Genomic DNA, 14,636 nt, shown 5'->3' on the forward strand with positions numbered 1-14,636 from the left:
TTAACAGACTGAAAATCCGCGATAACAGCGGAGTATATCACAGAGAGGTTATCATGGACGGCTCAAGAGAGATCCTCCTTGACTGGCGGCTGCATGTTGCGGTTCTGGTCATTACCATCATCGTCGAAATGATCGGTGTTATTGCGGTTCCCATCGGCATTGGCACGATCCTGCTGCTGCCGCTGCTTTATGCTTTTGTGTTCGGCCTGCTGCTGAACCCGAATGTGATCGGACGCATGGAGACAGTCATCACCCAGCGCGAGGTCCGGGCCGCCTCGCCCATGATCGTCATTGCGATCATGCCCTTTATCGCCAAGTTCGGCACCATCATCGGCCCGTCGATGGAGCAGATCATCGCCGCCGGTCCGGCCCTGATCCTGCAAGAGATCGGCAACCTTGGCACCATCGTGCTGGCCTTTCCTATCGCCGTTCTGGTGCTGCGGATGGGGCGCGAATCCATCGGGGCCTGTTTTTCCGTGGCGCGGGAACCCAATATTGCCATCATCGCGGATAAATACGGCCTGAAATCGCCCGAAGGCGCCGGGGTGATGGGGGTTTATGTCGTCGGCACATTGTTCGGCACGTTCATCTTTGCCATTCTGGCCTCGCTTCTGGCGACTTCGGGCCTGTTCAGCCCCGAGGCGCTGGCCATGGCCTGCGGCATCGGCTCGGGGTCTATGATGGCAGCCTGTGCCGGTGCGTTGGTCAACGCCCTGCCCGAAATGGAACAGCAAATCCTGGCGCTGGCAGCGGCCAGCAACGTGCTGACCTATGCAACCGGGCTTTACATGTGCATTTTCGTCGCCCTGCCGGTGACGGAAAAACTTTACGACTGGATGGGACCGAAGCCCGCAGAAAAACAGGAGGGCGAGGCATGAGCCACATCGACATCACCGAAGCAGAAGCCAAACCCAGCCTGTCACAACACGCCGTCCTGCTGGCGGCGGTCTGCCTGATTGCACTGGTCGGCAATATGGTCGCCACGGATAACAGCCTTATGGGCAGTGCTATCGGGCTGGTCCTGCTGTGGCTGATTGCCATGATCGGCGTCGTGCTGACCAAGATCATGCCGTTCCAACTGCCTTCCGTTGCGTGGATCTCTCTGGTCGGGATTCTGGCGACCCTGCCCTGGATGCCGGGCAGCGCCTGGGTGCTGGAAAAGGTCGGGCAGGTCAATTTCCTGACACTGGCCACACCCTGCCTCGCCTATGCGGGCATTGCCATCACCCGCCGGGAAATCGACATCGCCAAGGCAACAGGCTGGAAGCTGATCATTGTTGCCGTTCTGGTGATGACCGGCACCTATCTTGGCTCGGCCATTATCGCGGATCTGTTCCTGTAAACCGGCCAGACAGCTTTCCACCCTTTACGACCGCCTTTCGGGGCGGTCGTTTTGTTTGATCCGCCTTTTCGGCACGCAACCGCCAATCGTTTGACCATCAGCCCCCCGGTGGCTACGCCTTGCGCAGTCAGAAAAGGAACCGCCATGCTGCCGATCGTCGAAATCGTCGTGGATGACCCCGAAGGGCTGGAGGTCGCATTGCGCGGTGGGGCGCAGCGGATTGAGCTTTGCGCGGCGCTGGCGCTGGGGGCGCTGACGCCTTCGCCGGGGCTGATCGCACAAGCGGCGCGGATGCAGGCGGAAACCGGGGTTCCGGTGGTGGCGATGATCCGGCCCCGGCCCGGCGACTTTATCTATAGCCCCGCCGAGATCGACGCCATGCTGACCGATATTGCCGCTGTCGGGCAGGCGGGGCTGGCCGGGGTGGCCTTTGGCGTCACCCTGCCCGATGGCCGCCCCGATGCAGAGGCAATGGCGCGGCTGATGCTGGCGGCGCGGGGGCTGGAAACCGTCTGGCACCGCAGCTTCGATCTTGCGCCAGACCCGTTTGCGGCGCTGGAATTGGCTGTTGGGCTGGGAATAACGCGGATCATGTCCTCGGGCGGGCAGGCCCGCGCGGTGGATGGACGCAACCGGCTGGCCGCGCTGGCACAAGCTTCCGCAGGGCATATCGCCATCATGGCAGGTGGCGGGGTCGATGCCGACAATGCCCCCGCACTGATCGCGGCAGGCATTACGGAATTGCACGCCTCATGCCGCGACACCCCGCCCGAAGGCCCGCGCATGGGGGCGCTGTCCGTGGGCGCGGCACGGCCCCGCACCAGCGAAACGCAAGTGCGGGACTTGTGCAGGGCAGCGCGTCAGGCCGACTGAAGCGCATCCACAATCGGGCCGAAATCGGCAGCCTTGAGGCTGGCCCCACCAACCAAAGCGCCATTCACATGCGGCACCGCAAAAATCTCTGCGGCATTGCCCGGCTTGACGCTGCCACCGTAAAGCAGGCTGAAATCTGCCCCGTCCTTGAACCGATCCATCAGACGGCTGCGCATCAGGGCGTGGACTTCCTCGATCTGCTCCAGCGTAGGGGTGCGGCCGGTGCCGATAGCCCAGACAGGTTCATAGGCGATAACGGTGTTTTCCTCGGTCGCGCAATCGGGAACGGAATGTTCAAGCTGGGTGGCAATGACGTAAAGCGTCTGGTCGCTGTCCCGTTCGGCCTCGGTCTCGCCTACGCAGATAATGGTTTTCAGCCCCGCCTGATGCGCGGCAATGGCTTTTTCAGCCACCAGCGCATCGCTTTCGCCATGATCGGCGCGGCGTTCGGAATGGCCAAGGATCACATATTCCGCACCCGCATCACGCAACTGGCTGGCAGCCAGATCGCCGGTATGCGCACCCGGTTCCAGCGCCGAGCAATCCTGCCCGCCAACCACAACCGCGCTGCCCGCGATACGGCCGGTCAACGGATGGATCAGGGTTGCGGGCGGGCAGATCAGAACCTCGCAATCTGGCTCGGGGAAGGCCGCAGCCAGCGCCTCGACCTCGGCCAGAGCGGCCAGCGTTCCGTTCATCTTCCAGTTACCGGCGGCAAGTTTGCGCGGGGCCATGGCGTCCTCCTGATATGACAGGAAAAGGGATAGGCCGGACACGCCAGCGGATCAAGACCAGCGGATCAGAGCTTGAGCTGCGGCGCCCCTTCCACGCGAGAACCCGGCAGGTCAAAGCGCACCGATTCGCCACAGCCGCAAGCCTCGGTGACATTGGGATTGATGAATTTGAAACCCGATTCCAGAAGGCCGGTTTCATAGTCGATCTGCGTGCCGAACAGGAACATCTGCGCATTCGGCGCAATCAGCACCCGCGCCGCGCCCTGTTCCACAACCTCATCGGCAGGGTCAGCAGCCTCTGCCATGTCCATCGTATATTCCATCCCCGCGCAACCGCCCTTTTTCAGACCGATGCGCAGACCATAGGCCCCGCCCTTTGACATAAGCCGGGCAATATGGATTTCGGCACGGGCCGAGATGGAAACAGGCGGTTTACCGGGAATCGAGAACATGGTTTTTCCTTTCGCGCCCCGAAAAGATAGGGATGCCGCCGGTGCTTCTCAAGCCCGGCGGTCGCACTTGCCGCATGGGCAGATGCCTCCGGCGGGGATATTTAAGGACAGCAGATGCATCTTTTGTCTAAAAATATCCCCGCCGGAGGCATGAGACGGCGCAAGCCGTGCTGCGGTCACATAAAGCCAAGCTCCAGCCGGGCCTCGTCCGACATCATGTCCATGCCCCATTGCGGGTCAAAGGTCATTTCCACATCAACCTGCCGCACCCCCGGCACCGCGCTGACCGCATCGGACACCCATGCGGGCATTTCCCCGGCCACCGGGCAACCGGGCGCGGTCAGGGTCATAATGATGCGCACATCGGCGTCATCAGTGACGGTGATCGTATAAATCAGCCCAAGATCATAAATATTCACCGGGATTTCCGGGTCATAGACCGTCCGGCACGCCTCGACGATGCCGTCATAAAGCGGGTGATCGGTGGTCGAGGGCTGGATCAGCGGCTCGCCCTCTTGTCCTGCGGTGTCGGTGGTCATGCGCATCATCCTGTCGATTTCCGAGGGTTTATATAGGCGATCTGCGGCAAGCGGCAAGGCCACGGCGATTGCGCAGGTGCCGCAGGAAGGCTATGCCCGCCCCGTTCCCTTACCCCCGAGGCCCGCCATGACCCGTTTCGCCTTTTCTGTCAGCGCCACCGATGGCAAGGCGCGGACCGGCACCATCCAGACCCCCCGCGGCGAAATCCGCACCCCCGCCTTCATGCCCGTCGGCACCGCCGCCACGGTCAAGGCGATGCTGCCCGAATCGGTGCGGGCCACAGGGGCGGATATTTTGCTGGGCAACACCTATCACCTGATGCTGCGCCCCGGCGCAGAGCGCGTCGCGCGGCTTGGCGGACTGCACCGCTTTATGAACTGGGATCGCCCGATCCTGACCGATTCCGGCGGGTTTCAGGTCATGTCGCTGGCCGGGTTGCGCAAGCTGACCGAGGATGGTGTGACCTTTTCCAGCCATGTGGACGGTTCAAAACATTTCCTGTCCCCTGAAACCAGCATGGAGATTCAGCGCCTGTTGGGCAGCGACATCGTGATGGCTTTTGACGAATGTCCCGCCCTGCCCGCGACCGAGGAACGGCAGGCCGAGGCGATGCGCCTGTCGATGCGGTGGGCGCAGCGGTCGCGCGACGCCTTTGGCGACCGGCCCGGCCATGCACTGTTCGGCATCATGCAGGGCGGCGTGATCCGCCACTTGCGCGAAGAATCGGCCAAGGCGCTGACGGCCATCGGCTTTGACGGCTATGCCATTGGCGGCCTTGCCGTGGGTGAGGGGCAGGACGCGATGTTTGGCGTGCTGGACTATGCCACCGGGTTCTTGCCGCAGGACAAGCCGCGCTATCTGATGGGCGTGGGCAAGCCCGATGACATCGTGGGCGCGGTGCTGCGCGGGGTGGATATGATGGATTGCGTGCTGCCGTCCCGTTCGGGCCGCACCGGACAGGCGTGGACGCGGCGCGGACAGGTCAATATCAAAAATGCCCGCCACGCTGACGATCCGCGCCCCTTGGACGAGGCTTGCACCTGCCCGGCCTGCACCGGCTATTCCCGCGCCTATCTGCACCATGTATTCCGCTCGGGCGAGATGATCTCGGGGATGCTGCTGACATGGCACAACCTGCATTATTTTCAGGAATTGATGCAGGGAATGCGCGACGCCATTGCCATTGGCCGGCTGGAGGATTTCGCCGCTGATTTCCACGCCATGCGCGCTGACGGCGACATCCCCCCGCTATGAGCGATTTCCTGAATGTCAGCCGCTCGCTGTCCGGCCGCCGCTGGACCGGCCCCGAGGCCGGGACCGAGCGGCTGGCCGAGGCCATAGTGCAGGCCAGCGCCCTGCCCCTGCCTATCGCCCGGATCCTGGCCGAACGTGGCATCCCGCCGGAACAGGCCGACAGCCATCTGGACCCGAAGCTGCGCGACCTGCTGCCCGACCCGCGCAGCCTGCGCGATATGGAAACCGCCGCCGCGCGGCTGGTGCAGGCTGCAACCACAGGCCAACGCATTGCAATTTTCGCAGATTATGACGTAGACGGCGGGGCTTCAGCGGCGCTGCTGATCGACTGGCTGCGGCAGATGGGACAGCGGGCAACGCTGTATATTCCCGACCGTATCGACGAGGGCTATGGTCCCAACGTCCCCGCCATGACCGCACTGGCACGCAACCACGATCTGATTATCTGCGTCGATTGCGGCACCATGTCCCATGAGGCGCTGGCGGCCGCCGCCGGCGCGGATGTGGTGGTTCTGGACCACCACCTTGGCGGTGAGACCCTGCCCCCGGTGCTGGCCGTGGTGAACCCCAACCGTCAGGATGAATCGGGTGATCTTGGCTATCTTTGTGCCGCCGGGGTGGTGTTTCTGGCGCTGGTCGAGGCCAACCGCCAGCTTCGTGCCACCGGCGGAGCACAACCTGATCTGGTCAGCCTGCTGGATCTGGTGGCGCTGGCAACGGTGGCGGATGTCGCCCCGCTGGTCGGCGTCAACCGGGCCTTCGTGCGGCAAGGGCTGGTCATCATGGCACGGCGCGACCGCCCCGGCCTTGCCGCACTTTCGGATGTGGCGCGGCTGGATTCCGCACCGACCGCCTTTCACCTTGGCTTCATGCTTGGCCCCCGCATCAATGCCGGCGGCCGCGTGGGCCGCGCCGATCTTGGCGCGCTTTGCCTGTCTGCCACCGACCCCGAGCGCGCCCGCAAACTGGCCGCCGAGCTGGACGAGCTGAACCGCGACCGCCGCGCCATTGAGGCCGCCGTCCGCGTCGAGGCCATGGCGCAGATCGAATCCCGTGCCGACCCCGCCCTGTCATGGGCAGCCGCCGAGGGCTGGCACCCCGGCGTCGTCGGCATCGTCGCCGCGCGGATCAAAGAGGCCAGCGCCCTGCCATCAGTCGTGATCGGCGTCGAAAACGGCATCGGCAAGGGCAGCGCCCGTTCCGTCCCCGGCGTCGATCTTGGTCATGCCATCCACCGCCTCGCGCGGGAGGGGCTGCTGCTCAAGGGCGGCGGTCACGCGATGGCTGCAGGATTGACGGTCGAGGAAACCCTGATCCCCGCCGCCATGGCCCGGCTCGCAGAATTGCTGGCCCCGGAACTGGCAGCGCGGACGGATGCGGGCAGCCTGCGGATTTCCGGCCTGCTGACCCCAGCGGGGGCCTCGCTGGAGCTAATGGACCTTCTGGACCGCGCCGGCCCCTTTGGTCAGGCCGCCCCCGCGCCGCGCTTTGCCTTTGCAGGCGTAGTGCTGGATTCGGTCTCGACCATGGGCGACGGCCACCTGCGCCTGCGCCTGCGCGACGGCGGCACGGCGCTGGATGCGGTCGGCTGGGGCGCAATGAACGGCCCGCTTGGCCCGGCGCTGCTGTCCGCACGCGGGCGCCGCTTCCATGTGGCAGGCAAGCTGGACCGTTCCACATGGGGCGGCCGCCAAAGCATCCGCCTGCGTCTGGACGACGCCGCCGAAGCCTGACCAGAGGCGGCAAATCCGGCAGGCGAACAGAGGGCCGAAAAAACTTTCAGCCAAGGTGATTTTTCCACTTGCGCCCTCCGCGCCCCTGACCTAAACACCGCTCCACGCCGCGCGGCACAATCAGCGCAGCCGCCCAAGTGGCCCGTTCGTCTATCGGTTAGGACGCCAGGTTTTCAACCTGGAAAGAGGGGTTCGATTCCCCTACGGGCTGCCACATCAATCCTAATTCGTTGTTTTTCCTGCTGAAACGATAGCAGGTGTCCCACGAATTTCGGGCCGTGGGACACCTTGGTCGTTTTGCGTCCCTTCCATGCGTCGCACAGCCCGTTCTGCCAACCGAGCGCGCTCGACCCGCTGGGTGTAGATTGCCGAGGTTTTCGGATCGCTGTGTGACAGATGCGCCATGACTTCATAGACTGTCCCGCCCGCCTCCACGATTTCCTCGGCGCGCCGTTTTCGGATGCCATGCTGCGACCGGTTTGCCTTACCTTCGGAATCGACAAGACCAGCTTCGATGATCCATTTCTGCACCCGGTTGTCCAGCGAACCCGATGAGGCGAAAGGCCGTCCATGCTCAGTCATAAGGTAGGTCGGCGCGTCGGGGGCCAGTGTAGCGAGTTCAACCTATAATTCCCACGACATGGGGATTTGAACTTCCACCGCCCCCTTCTTTTCAGGCTGCCATTTGATAAACATAATAGTGTCTTCACCACTTTCACGGGCAACCTCATTTGCCGGACCGATGCGATGCATGTCACCAATGCGGCCCGCTGTATTTTTTGCCAGCAAAAACCAGCGCCGCGCCATTGTCCCGGGTCCATGGGCTGACAGAAAATTTCGTTTCATCAGCCCCGGTCCAAGGCGTTGCACCACCTTTGGAGCGATGCGTATTCTTGATTTCGAAAACCGCATCGCCTCCTTTACAGCCTTGCTCCTTGCCCCAAGTGTAAGCGGCACGGAGCGCCTTCAGACAGGTTTGAGCGGCACCGGTCCGGGCACCAAACGAATCCCGGATATGCGCGAATGCCGCCAAAGGCAGATCCACCCGCAGTTCACCCATTCGCTTTCCACCTTTGGGCGTCGGGCAGTTTCGTGCATGATCAAGGCCCGTGCGCCGACCGCCCAAGGTCAGCGGAGAATACGAGCCGGCCGCAACCTGATCCTCGAGCCAGTTGAGATAACGTTCGCATAGTTCATCGAGCGTTCCCTTTTGTTTCGTCTCGATGGGGCGCAGCTCCAGCTTTTCGCCCCGGCGTGCGGCGTCATAGTGCTCCTGAAAATGCGGGTGATCTGGTCCGATGCCGGTGGGAAGGTTAACTTTTCGGGCTTTTTGGCCAGCCACGCGCACGCGCCAGCGCGGTGTCCCTGCGGGGGTTTTTTCCTCGCAGAGACCCGGATAGTTGATTGCGATTTTCACGAAAAGTCATCCCATGCGGGCGCAATCGGCGAATTCGCCACGGCGACTTGCGGTTGCCCAGCCAGACCAAGCCCACCTAGTTCGACGCGAAACGAACCATCCGCATGCACATGGACGACTGCAGGCTGCAAACCAGCCGCAAGCAGGGCGCTGATCGTGTTTGAAACGGCAGATTGGATCGGGCGTGCAGCAGACATTGTTGGTTTCCTCATCGTCTCACTGGACATCGGACCGTTGGAATTTGAGACTCACCGAAACGGGATCACTTTTTCGTGATGCCATTTTCGTCAGTTGCGCTAGAAATCCTGCGTGCTGGAAAATGGTCACCGCCGACGCTGTTTCGCCGTCACTGAGTCAGGCGGCAGATGGCGGGAGCGCTTTGCGCCTGCTGCGATATTCGACGATGACTATTCTGGTTGTCGAAGCGCGGCGGTGCGGGCAGTTGGGGCTGGTCCCTGTGTCATGCCTCCAGAGTTTGGTCTGCGGGCTGGTTTGCACGGTGACGTGCCGGTTGTGCTTTTGTCCGGGCTGTCGCTTTCTGGAGCGACCGCGGGGGCGGTCTGCGGTCAGGTCTGGTCCGATCTGGTGGCAGAGGGTGGTCAGTCCGGGCAGGTGTGGTGCGGGCAGCTTGCCGATGACTGGCGTTGCTTCCGGGCCAACGTCGAAGCGCGGGTCACTGGCGGCGACCGTGATCCGGCGGGCGAGCACGAAGCGGGTGGGACGGCGCAGCCCGGCGGCTTGCAGGTCGTCCGCTGCGGTGATGGGCAGGTCCAACCCGCTGTTGGCATGGTCTGGCGCGGCGGTGCCATAGGCCAGCGTCAGACCTGTGCCGCCGTTTTGGCAGGCGATAACGAGGCAGGGCCGGATTTTGCCGGGGCGGCCCTCGGCCAGCGGGAAACGCAACAGGACGATGGTTCCGGGGCGTGCCCGGTGAAGGGGGGTGGTCATGGGGGATCTCTTGATTGAAGAAAGGACTGCGGTGCAGATTGTCCTGCGCTGCGGGAATGCCCGGCTGATACCGTAGCGGTGGTCAGTCTGACGCGCCGGGCGCGGGTTTGGTGGAAGGGCTGGCGGTCAAGCAGGCCCTTCCACTGGCAGGGGAAATCAGGGTTTTGTCCTGCCCATCCTGTGACCATGGCAAGATCGTGCGGTGGACGTGGACCTGATGCATGCGTCCCTGTGTGGGCGTGAGGCAGAAGGGCTAGCGGTCCTGCCGACTGGCCAGAACTTCCCGTTCTGCCTTTGCGGGGAGGCCATTGGTGGTCGTGACACGGCCGGGGCAGTAGATGCTTCTGCTGCTCCTTCTGAAGAAAAAGCTGATGCGCAGATTTTGGCGAAAGGACCAGCCGACACACCGACCGGCCATCCCTCGGCTCAGCCGTCGCCGTATCTTTCGGTCAGCAGGTCTCTGGCGGTGCGGCTGGCGGTAAAGCGGATCAGCGCGGCGTCCAGCCTGGCGGCATCCGATGCGGCCTGCCGCCAGAGCTTTGCCGCAGCGGTGTCTGTGCTGACCCAGCTATAGCCGCCCTCACCGTCCGAGACCTGAACCTCTGACGGGCGGCTGCCGGTGATCCGGGCGGCATTGGCCTGGATGACGGCCAGCTCAACGCGAATCCGGTCGGGGTCGAACACGGCAACGGGTTCCTCCAGCAGCGCCCGCAGCCGCCGGATCGAGGTGCTGCTGCCCTGACCACTCAGTCCAGATCGGGCAGCTGATCGCGCAGGTGGATGGCATGGAGCAGCGCTTGGGCAAGTTGTGTTTCGAGCGGGTCCAACGTGCCCATCAGCGCAGCTCCTTGCTGCGCGTGACAGCCGGTTGCGGCATCTGCCGCCGGTCGCTGCGGCGGTTGTGCTGACGCTCTGCCCGCCGGTCAGCAGCGATGTCGCGCAGGGCGTGGAGACGGGCACGGGCGGCATGAAGCGGGTCGGGCAGATGGCCGATCACCGGCGCGGTTGTCGCCGCCAGCGCGGCGTGTGCGGGGCAAGGCTGATGCTACGGCTCAGATGAAACCGCAGCGGGCCGTCCAGCCCGCAGGCACGGAGTTCTGTCGGGCGGATCAGGCGCAGGCAGCCCGGCCCGACCGGCTGGCTGTGATCCCGTTCGCCCGGCGCGATGCTGAGCACCCGCCAGCCGGCAATCGCCCCGGCCTCGACGACCAGCCCCAGCCCGGCCCCGATGTCGAAGGGCCAGCGGATGATATCCCCAATCTGCGCTGCCTCGCGCCAGTTGTCGGAGCCTTGCACCGCAACCGCAGTGCCGATGTTTTGATGGATCATTTTATCCTCAAAATTATGAAGGGAAACGACCCGCATCCAGCCCACCTGTTGCTGCGCTGGCGGCGTGTCACAGGACACGCGCCGACAGTGCAGAAACAGGGGGCGAACGGGTAAAGCAGGCTGGTCTGGCGCAGCCCGGTGAAACACGTCCTGACGGGGCAGCAGGGCGAAGAACGGACGGTCGTTCCGGCGGCACGGGCAGTCCCGTGATCAGGCCATGGCTTATCCCGCAGATGTGCGGGTGCGATGCGCATGAATGGGCGGTTGCGAGGGGCAATCTCACGCGCATCATGCGGCGCTGACAGCCCCGGGGCAGCACCGGTCCGGCCGTTTTGCACGAGGGTTTTGTCCGGCCCGGCGGTCAGGCCAACCCCCCGTGCACAAAACGGCCCGCGCGGGGGGAGGCAAGGGCGCACATAACCGCCCCTTGCCCGTTGGAGACGCCGGGAGGGAAAAGGTCCGGGGGACCTTTTGCAGCGACGAACGTGGAACAATGGCGAATGTGTTCTGCTGATGCCCGCCGCACAGGCGCCCCCGGAGGGCCGACGCGTATTGAGCCGCGGTAGCGGCGTCCCGCAATACGCATAGTCGGTCTCCAGACCTTTGAAACGTGTCGTTTTGGTCCTGCCATCCGGGGCCTAATTCCCTGTCACAACCACCCACGACAAAGGCGTGACACCATGCAGGGATACATGTTCGCACATATCGAGACCTGGTCAAGACAGGGCGGCACGAAAGTCTCTGGAACCGCGCAGAAATACCGGCGAAACAGGCAGCGGGCCTGGACCGCAGAGGAGATTCTGGACGAGGCCGGGCGTGAACCCTGGGCCTCAGAACATGTTGGGGAGAACCGGCGTGAACCGGAAATCTGGCCCGGCACCTGTGACAGTTTTGATGCTTTGCGCCTGGCCCATGAGCAGGCCGCCAGTGTGAAACTGGCCTTTCCCTATACCGACCCGAAAACCGGCCGGAAAAAGACCCGCAGACGGGCGCTGCGCAAGGATGCCCATACGCTTTATGCGGCGGTGTTTTCCCTGCCGGTGATCAGCGCAGAGGCCCTTGCCGATCCGGTGAAACTGGCGGCATGCAGGGCCGTTTTGCAGCAGGCCATGGCCTTTGAACGGCGCTGTCTTGAGGATGCTGGCGGCGAGTTCGCGATGGCGGCTTTGCACCTTGATGAACCCTATGTGCATCTGCATGTCTACGGGCTGGACCGGACACGGGGATCGGTCAACGCGCTGCACCCCGGCAAGGCCGTGAATGATGCGTTCCGCGCCCGTCACGGTGCGTTGCGGCGCACGGGTACAACGCTGGCCGATCAGGCCAGACGGGCCTATTGCGATGCCATGCGCGAATGGCAGGACGATCTGCACCGCGAGGTGTTTGCCGATGCGGGCCTGATGCGGTTCGGGCCTCGACGCCAGCGGCTGTCACGGGCGCAATATCAACAGGAAAAGGCCGCGCAGGAACAGGCCGCAGCCGCACAGCGGGTTTTGCATGATATTTCGAAGGCGCAGGACATCATTGCCGACATTGCGTCCACGCTTGGGCCACGCGATCGCCGCCTTGGTGAATGGATTGTGAACGCACACAAATCAATTATAAACAATACCTTCCCATGGCGGCGGCTGGAAAGTAAAGGCTACCCGAACCGACGGGTGCAATCACCCAAACGGCAGGATCATGACGAACGGTGATGCTGCCCGTTCTGTCCGAGCAAGCCGCCGGGCAAGCGTGAAGGGCCATTGATTGCATTGCAATCACCCTCTATCCTGCTCAGGCGAAACGGGGCAGGAACATGGCAAGCATCACGATCCGAAATCTCGATGACAGCATCAAGCGCCGCCTGCGTCTGCGCGCGGCCGGGCATGGCCGGTCGATGGAGGAAGAGGCCCGCGAAATCCTGCGCGACGTGGTTGGCGACACGCGCCCGCCCATGAACCTTGCCCATCGACTGCGCGCGCGTGTCGCCGAAACCGGCGGCGTCGATCTGGACATTCCCGCGCGCGATCCGATGCGCACCCCGCCCGCTTTCGACCAATGATTATCCTCGATACCAATGTCCTGTCGGAAATCCTGCGCCCGACACCAGAACAGCGCGTCATCGACTGGCTGGCGGCGCAGGATGGCGCCACCGTCTACCTGACCGCCATGACCGAGGCCGAATTACGCCACAGCGTCGCACTCCTGCCCGAAGGCAAGCGCCGTGGCGATCAGACAAGGATCATCGGCCAGATCATCCACGAGGATTTCACTGGCCGCGTTCTGCCCTTTGACAGCCCGGCGGCCGAGGCCTCTCCGCATTCTCTCTCTGACCTCTCGGCCTGTTCGTGATGTCTTGCTTGGCGTCCTCCCCAGATAGAGCCTGCGAAGACTGATCCGCCTCGTGCTCCTCGCGCCGCCGCTGCCATCCTCTTCGGCCCGGTTCGCGCCGTCCTCATCCCGCCGACGCCCCGCAGCACCTCGGGCGCGGGCCGCGCTGCCCACGTCCTCTAACGCCTCGATGCCCTCGCCCGCTGCCCTGGCCTTGCGAAACGGGTCAGCCAGATCAATGCCGAGGCCGACGACGACCCCGGCGGCACCCGCGGCACCGCCTTGCTCCCAGGCACCCTGAACCCCGTCCCAGGCGTCTGAAAGCCCATCCGCGCCCCAGTCATACACCGCACCTGCGGCACCGCGTGGGTCGTCTATCACCCGCCGCCCGACTTCGGCCGCGCCAGACGCCAGCCCCACGCCAAAGTCGCGGATATCACCCCAGCTCGGCCGCGAATCCCACGCCCCCTGCGCATCGCTGGCGATTTGCGAGGGGTCGTTCCAGTATTCGGTCGCCTTACCCCAAAGCGAATCGCCCGTCTGGACCGTTCCCGACGCCCCGTACACACCGTCCTTGAACGCCTGCCAGCGACTTTGCCCGCCCTGATCCTGCCCGTCCGGCGCAGCGTGAACAGCTGTCGAGGCAACGTGGATATATTCACCGGGGCAGTTGCCGTTGTTCAGGGTGCAGCTATCGCGGTGGCGGATCAGCGGCTGGCCCTGGACGAAGACCAGCGGCGAATGGCTGGTCGGCGTGACAATGCTGCCGTGCGTGCCAGAGATGACGCCACCGCCCCGGCCAGCCTCGTCACCATAGGTTGCGGTAAAGCGGCTGTTCCAGGTTTTCAGCACCTCTCCGTTCGAACGCACCGTCGCCGCGTAATTGCTGTCGTCGCTGGCGCGGCCATACACGGGGAACGGACAAGGTTGGCGCGGCGCGCGGCAGACATCTGGCGAGGTCGAAACCGCGATCGCCGCCGCCGTGTCCGGGATCACTTCGGGCGGGGGTGGGTTCGGCGCAGTGGGAAGCGGGGGGCATGCTTTTCCCGGGCAGCGTCCAAAAGTTCCTCGTCATAGAACTCTGTGCCCTCGTCATTTTCATCATACGGGCGGCGGAAATAGGTGAAATCACCGCGATTTGGATGGTAACGCACTTCGCCACCGGCAGGCAGCCCAAGGCGGGCCAGCGCCACAGCCGTTTCAGGCATATCCGAAATGTCGATGCCCGATGTGATGATGATTTCGGGCAGGACAATGACATCCGGGTTTTCGGGTGAATTGAAATCCTGTGCCATCAGACCCCCTCCGGGAGTTCGTCAAGCGCGGTAATGATGGGCTGGCCGCGACCGTCAGGCTAGGGGAACCCTGCACGCCAAGTCAGAAAGACGCAACCGATGCCCGGTCGCATGTCGAAATGCACACCGTCCAGAACAAAAGGCGCAACGCCGGTGCCGCCCGACACCGGCAGGCGCATTTGCAGTCGGATCGCAGGCAAACGACCGCTCAGACGGGGGTGTCCGCGCAGCAGATTGCACAGCTCGAACGGCTCATCCCCATGCAGCCAGCCGCGGGTAATCAGGTCGGGATGAGCACATTGCCAAAACCGAAAATCAAAATCCTGTGGCAAAAGCGGGTGGCGGTTCTTGATTGACCTGCCCCCCGAAAGATCCCTCACTTTAATGTAGAGTCTGCTCAACCGCG

At 63.7% G+C, this 14,636-nt stretch carries 19 protein-coding genes, 1 tRNA gene and 1 pseudogene; 9 read left to right on the forward strand and 12 right to left on the reverse strand.

Going from position 1 to position 14,636, the window contains the following annotated elements; translation table 11 throughout:
* Positions 1-53 precede the first annotated feature (53 nt).
* The 3 genes from Q4G24_RS13225 to Q4G24_RS13235 all read left to right on the forward strand — a co-directional run bounded on the left by Q4G24_RS13225 (position 54) and on the right by Q4G24_RS13235 (position 2,215).
* Positions 54-878 (forward strand): DUF3100 domain-containing protein, encoded by an 825-nt coding sequence (locus Q4G24_RS13225; protein WP_303367010.1) that lies wholly within the window; start codon positions 54-56, stop codon positions 876-878.
* The gene (locus Q4G24_RS13230) at positions 875-1,342 is read left to right on the forward strand and encodes a hypothetical protein (RefSeq protein ID WP_303367011.1); all 468 of its coding nucleotides are present in this window, start codon (positions 875-877) and stop codon (positions 1,340-1,342) included. The genes Q4G24_RS13225 and Q4G24_RS13230 overlap by 4 nt, the downstream gene beginning before the upstream one ends.
* Positions 1,343-1,486: 144 nt before the next feature.
* On the forward strand, positions 1,487-2,215 hold the full coding sequence (locus tag Q4G24_RS13235; RefSeq protein WP_303367012.1) for a copper homeostasis protein CutC: 729 nt from the start codon (positions 1,487-1,489) through the stop codon (positions 2,213-2,215).
* Here the strand turns inward: Q4G24_RS13235 and tpiA are convergent.
* The 3 genes from tpiA to Q4G24_RS13250 all read right to left on the reverse strand — a co-directional run bounded on the left by tpiA (position 2,203) and on the right by Q4G24_RS13250 (position 3,940).
* Positions 2,203-2,949 carry a triose-phosphate isomerase gene (tpiA, locus tag Q4G24_RS13240; protein WP_303367013.1) on the reverse strand — a complete coding sequence of 249 codons (747 nt, stop codon included), beginning with the start codon at positions 2,947-2,949 and terminating at the stop codon, positions 2,203-2,205. The two genes, Q4G24_RS13235 and tpiA, sit on opposite strands and share 13 nt — an antisense overlap.
* 65 nt (positions 2,950-3,014) lie before the next feature.
* Positions 3,015-3,401, reverse strand: coding sequence for an iron-sulfur cluster assembly accessory protein (locus tag Q4G24_RS13245; RefSeq protein ID WP_303367014.1), 387 nt, complete (start codon positions 3,399-3,401; stop codon positions 3,015-3,017).
* 176 nt (positions 3,402-3,577) lie between these two features.
* The gene (locus tag Q4G24_RS13250; protein ID WP_303367015.1) at positions 3,578-3,940 is read right to left on the reverse strand and encodes an SUF system Fe-S cluster assembly protein; all 363 of its coding nucleotides are present in this window, start codon (positions 3,938-3,940) and stop codon (positions 3,578-3,580) included.
* Positions 3,941-4,067: 127 nt separating this feature from the next.
* On the opposite strand from Q4G24_RS13250, the gene tgt reads away from it, so the two are divergent.
* From tgt to Q4G24_RS13265, 3 genes are all read left to right on the forward strand, one after another.
* Positions 4,068-5,195: a tRNA guanosine(34) transglycosylase Tgt gene (tgt, locus tag Q4G24_RS13255; protein ID WP_303367016.1), complete on the forward strand. Its 1,128-nt coding sequence runs from the start codon at positions 4,068-4,070 to the stop codon at positions 5,193-5,195.
* Positions 5,192-6,928 (forward strand): single-stranded-DNA-specific exonuclease RecJ, encoded by a 1,737-nt coding sequence (gene recJ, locus Q4G24_RS13260; RefSeq protein ID WP_303367017.1) that lies wholly within the window; start codon positions 5,192-5,194, stop codon positions 6,926-6,928. The genes tgt and recJ overlap by 4 nt, the downstream gene beginning before the upstream one ends.
* Before the next feature lie 139 nt (positions 6,929-7,067).
* Positions 7,068-7,142, forward strand: a tRNA-Glu gene (locus Q4G24_RS13265).
* 8 nt (positions 7,143-7,150) lie between these two features.
* On the opposite strand, the gene Q4G24_RS13270 is transcribed toward Q4G24_RS13265, so the two are convergent.
* The 6 genes from Q4G24_RS13270 to Q4G24_RS13295 all read right to left on the reverse strand — a co-directional run bounded on the left by Q4G24_RS13270 (position 7,151) and on the right by Q4G24_RS13295 (position 10,622).
* Positions 7,151-7,459, reverse strand: coding sequence for a hypothetical protein (locus tag Q4G24_RS13270; RefSeq protein WP_303367018.1), 309 nt, complete (start codon positions 7,457-7,459; stop codon positions 7,151-7,153).
* 223 nt (positions 7,460-7,682) lie between these two features.
* Positions 7,683-8,345: a hypothetical protein gene (locus Q4G24_RS13275; RefSeq protein ID WP_303367019.1), complete on the reverse strand. Its 663-nt coding sequence runs from the start codon at positions 8,343-8,345 to the stop codon at positions 7,683-7,685.
* A gap of 354 nt (positions 8,346-8,699) precedes the next feature.
* The gene (locus Q4G24_RS13280) at positions 8,700-9,293 is read right to left on the reverse strand and encodes a hypothetical protein (protein ID WP_303367020.1); all 594 of its coding nucleotides are present in this window, start codon (positions 9,291-9,293) and stop codon (positions 8,700-8,702) included.
* A 426-nt stretch (positions 9,294-9,719) separates the two neighbouring features.
* The gene (locus Q4G24_RS13285) at positions 9,720-9,977 is read right to left on the reverse strand and encodes a hypothetical protein (RefSeq protein ID WP_303367021.1); all 258 of its coding nucleotides are present in this window, start codon (positions 9,975-9,977) and stop codon (positions 9,720-9,722) included.
* Between the two features lie 151 nt (positions 9,978-10,128).
* Complete coding sequence (locus Q4G24_RS13290; protein ID WP_303367022.1) at positions 10,129-10,290, reverse strand: hypothetical protein; 162 nt, start codon at positions 10,288-10,290, stop codon at positions 10,129-10,131.
* Positions 10,287-10,622, reverse strand: a complete 336-nt coding sequence (locus Q4G24_RS13295; RefSeq protein WP_303367023.1) for a hypothetical protein — start codon at positions 10,620-10,622, stop codon at positions 10,287-10,289. The genes Q4G24_RS13290 and Q4G24_RS13295 overlap by 4 nt, the downstream gene beginning before the upstream one ends.
* A gap of 680 nt (positions 10,623-11,302) precedes the next feature.
* Here Q4G24_RS13295 and Q4G24_RS13300 point away from each other — a divergent pair.
* From Q4G24_RS13300 to Q4G24_RS16640, 3 genes are all read left to right on the forward strand, one after another.
* A complete protein-coding gene (locus Q4G24_RS13300; protein WP_303367024.1) occupies positions 11,303-12,319 on the forward strand; it encodes a hypothetical protein in 1,017 nt (338 codons plus the stop codon).
* A 101-nt stretch (positions 12,320-12,420) separates the two neighbouring features.
* Complete coding sequence (locus Q4G24_RS13305) at positions 12,421-12,666, forward strand: plasmid stabilization protein (protein WP_303367025.1); 246 nt, start codon at positions 12,421-12,423, stop codon at positions 12,664-12,666.
* On the forward strand, positions 12,663-12,956 hold the full coding sequence (locus Q4G24_RS16640) for a PIN domain-containing protein (protein WP_368660944.1): 294 nt from the start codon (positions 12,663-12,665) through the stop codon (positions 12,954-12,956). The genes Q4G24_RS13305 and Q4G24_RS16640 overlap by 4 nt, the downstream gene beginning before the upstream one ends.
* Before the next feature lie 651 nt (positions 12,957-13,607).
* On the opposite strand, the pseudogene Q4G24_RS16645 reads toward Q4G24_RS16640, so the two are convergent.
* The 3 genes and pseudogenes from Q4G24_RS16645 to Q4G24_RS13320 form a co-directional block, all read right to left on the reverse strand.
* Positions 13,608-13,931: pseudogene (locus tag Q4G24_RS16645) on the reverse strand (DUF4150 domain-containing protein); the annotation flags it as partial.
* The gene (locus tag Q4G24_RS13315) at positions 13,928-14,230 is read right to left on the reverse strand and encodes a hypothetical protein (RefSeq protein ID WP_303367027.1); all 303 of its coding nucleotides are present in this window, start codon (positions 14,228-14,230) and stop codon (positions 13,928-13,930) included. The pseudogene Q4G24_RS16645 and the gene Q4G24_RS13315, both read right to left, overlap by 4 nt.
* 59 nt (positions 14,231-14,289) lie before the next feature.
* On the reverse strand, positions 14,290-14,636 hold a 347-nt coding region (locus tag Q4G24_RS13320; RefSeq protein ID WP_303367028.1), incomplete at its 5' end, for a DUF2169 domain-containing protein.

Source organism: Paracoccus sp. (in: a-proteobacteria) (assembly GCF_030538695.1).
In the GTDB taxonomy this organism is placed as follows: Bacteria; Pseudomonadota; Alphaproteobacteria; order Rhodobacterales; family Rhodobacteraceae; genus Paracoccus.

What these genes read in the sequence shown, in the direction of transcription:
- tpiA (WP_303367013.1), bottom strand. Translation starts at nt 2,949, where the DNA reads ATGGCCCCGCGCAAACTTGCCGCCGGTAACTGGAAGATGAACGGAACG.
- Q4G24_RS13250 (WP_303367015.1), bottom strand. Translation starts at nt 3,940, where the DNA reads ATGACCACCGACACCGCAGGACAAGAGGGCGAGCCGCTGATCCAGCCC.
- Q4G24_RS16640 (WP_368660944.1), top strand. Translation starts at nt 12,663, where the DNA reads ATGATTATCCTCGATACCAATGTCCTGTCGGAAATCCTGCGCCCGACA.
- recJ (WP_303367017.1), top strand. Translation starts at nt 5,192, where the DNA reads ATGAGCGATTTCCTGAATGTCAGCCGCTCGCTGTCCGGCCGCCGCTGG.
- Q4G24_RS13235 (WP_303367012.1), top strand. Translation starts at nt 1,487, where the DNA reads ATGCTGCCGATCGTCGAAATCGTCGTGGATGACCCCGAAGGGCTGGAG.
- Q4G24_RS13305 (WP_303367025.1), top strand. Translation starts at nt 12,421, where the DNA reads ATGGCAAGCATCACGATCCGAAATCTCGATGACAGCATCAAGCGCCGC.
- Q4G24_RS13300 (WP_303367024.1), top strand. Translation starts at nt 11,303, where the DNA reads ATGCAGGGATACATGTTCGCACATATCGAGACCTGGTCAAGACAGGGC.
- Q4G24_RS13315 (WP_303367027.1), bottom strand. Translation starts at nt 14,230, where the DNA reads ATGGCACAGGATTTCAATTCACCCGAAAACCCGGATGTCATTGTCCTG.
- Q4G24_RS13245 (WP_303367014.1), bottom strand. Translation starts at nt 3,401, where the DNA reads ATGTTCTCGATTCCCGGTAAACCGCCTGTTTCCATCTCGGCCCGTGCC.
- Q4G24_RS13295 (WP_303367023.1), bottom strand. Translation starts at nt 10,622, where the DNA reads ATGATCCATCAAAACATCGGCACTGCGGTTGCGGTGCAAGGCTCCGAC.
- Q4G24_RS13230 (WP_303367011.1), top strand. Translation starts at nt 875, where the DNA reads ATGAGCCACATCGACATCACCGAAGCAGAAGCCAAACCCAGCCTGTCA.
- Q4G24_RS13280 (WP_303367020.1), bottom strand. Translation starts at nt 9,293, where the DNA reads ATGACCACCCCCCTTCACCGGGCACGCCCCGGAACCATCGTCCTGTTG.
- tgt (WP_303367016.1), top strand. Translation starts at nt 4,068, where the DNA reads ATGACCCGTTTCGCCTTTTCTGTCAGCGCCACCGATGGCAAGGCGCGG.
- Q4G24_RS13225 (WP_303367010.1), top strand. Translation starts at nt 54, where the DNA reads ATGGACGGCTCAAGAGAGATCCTCCTTGACTGGCGGCTGCATGTTGCG.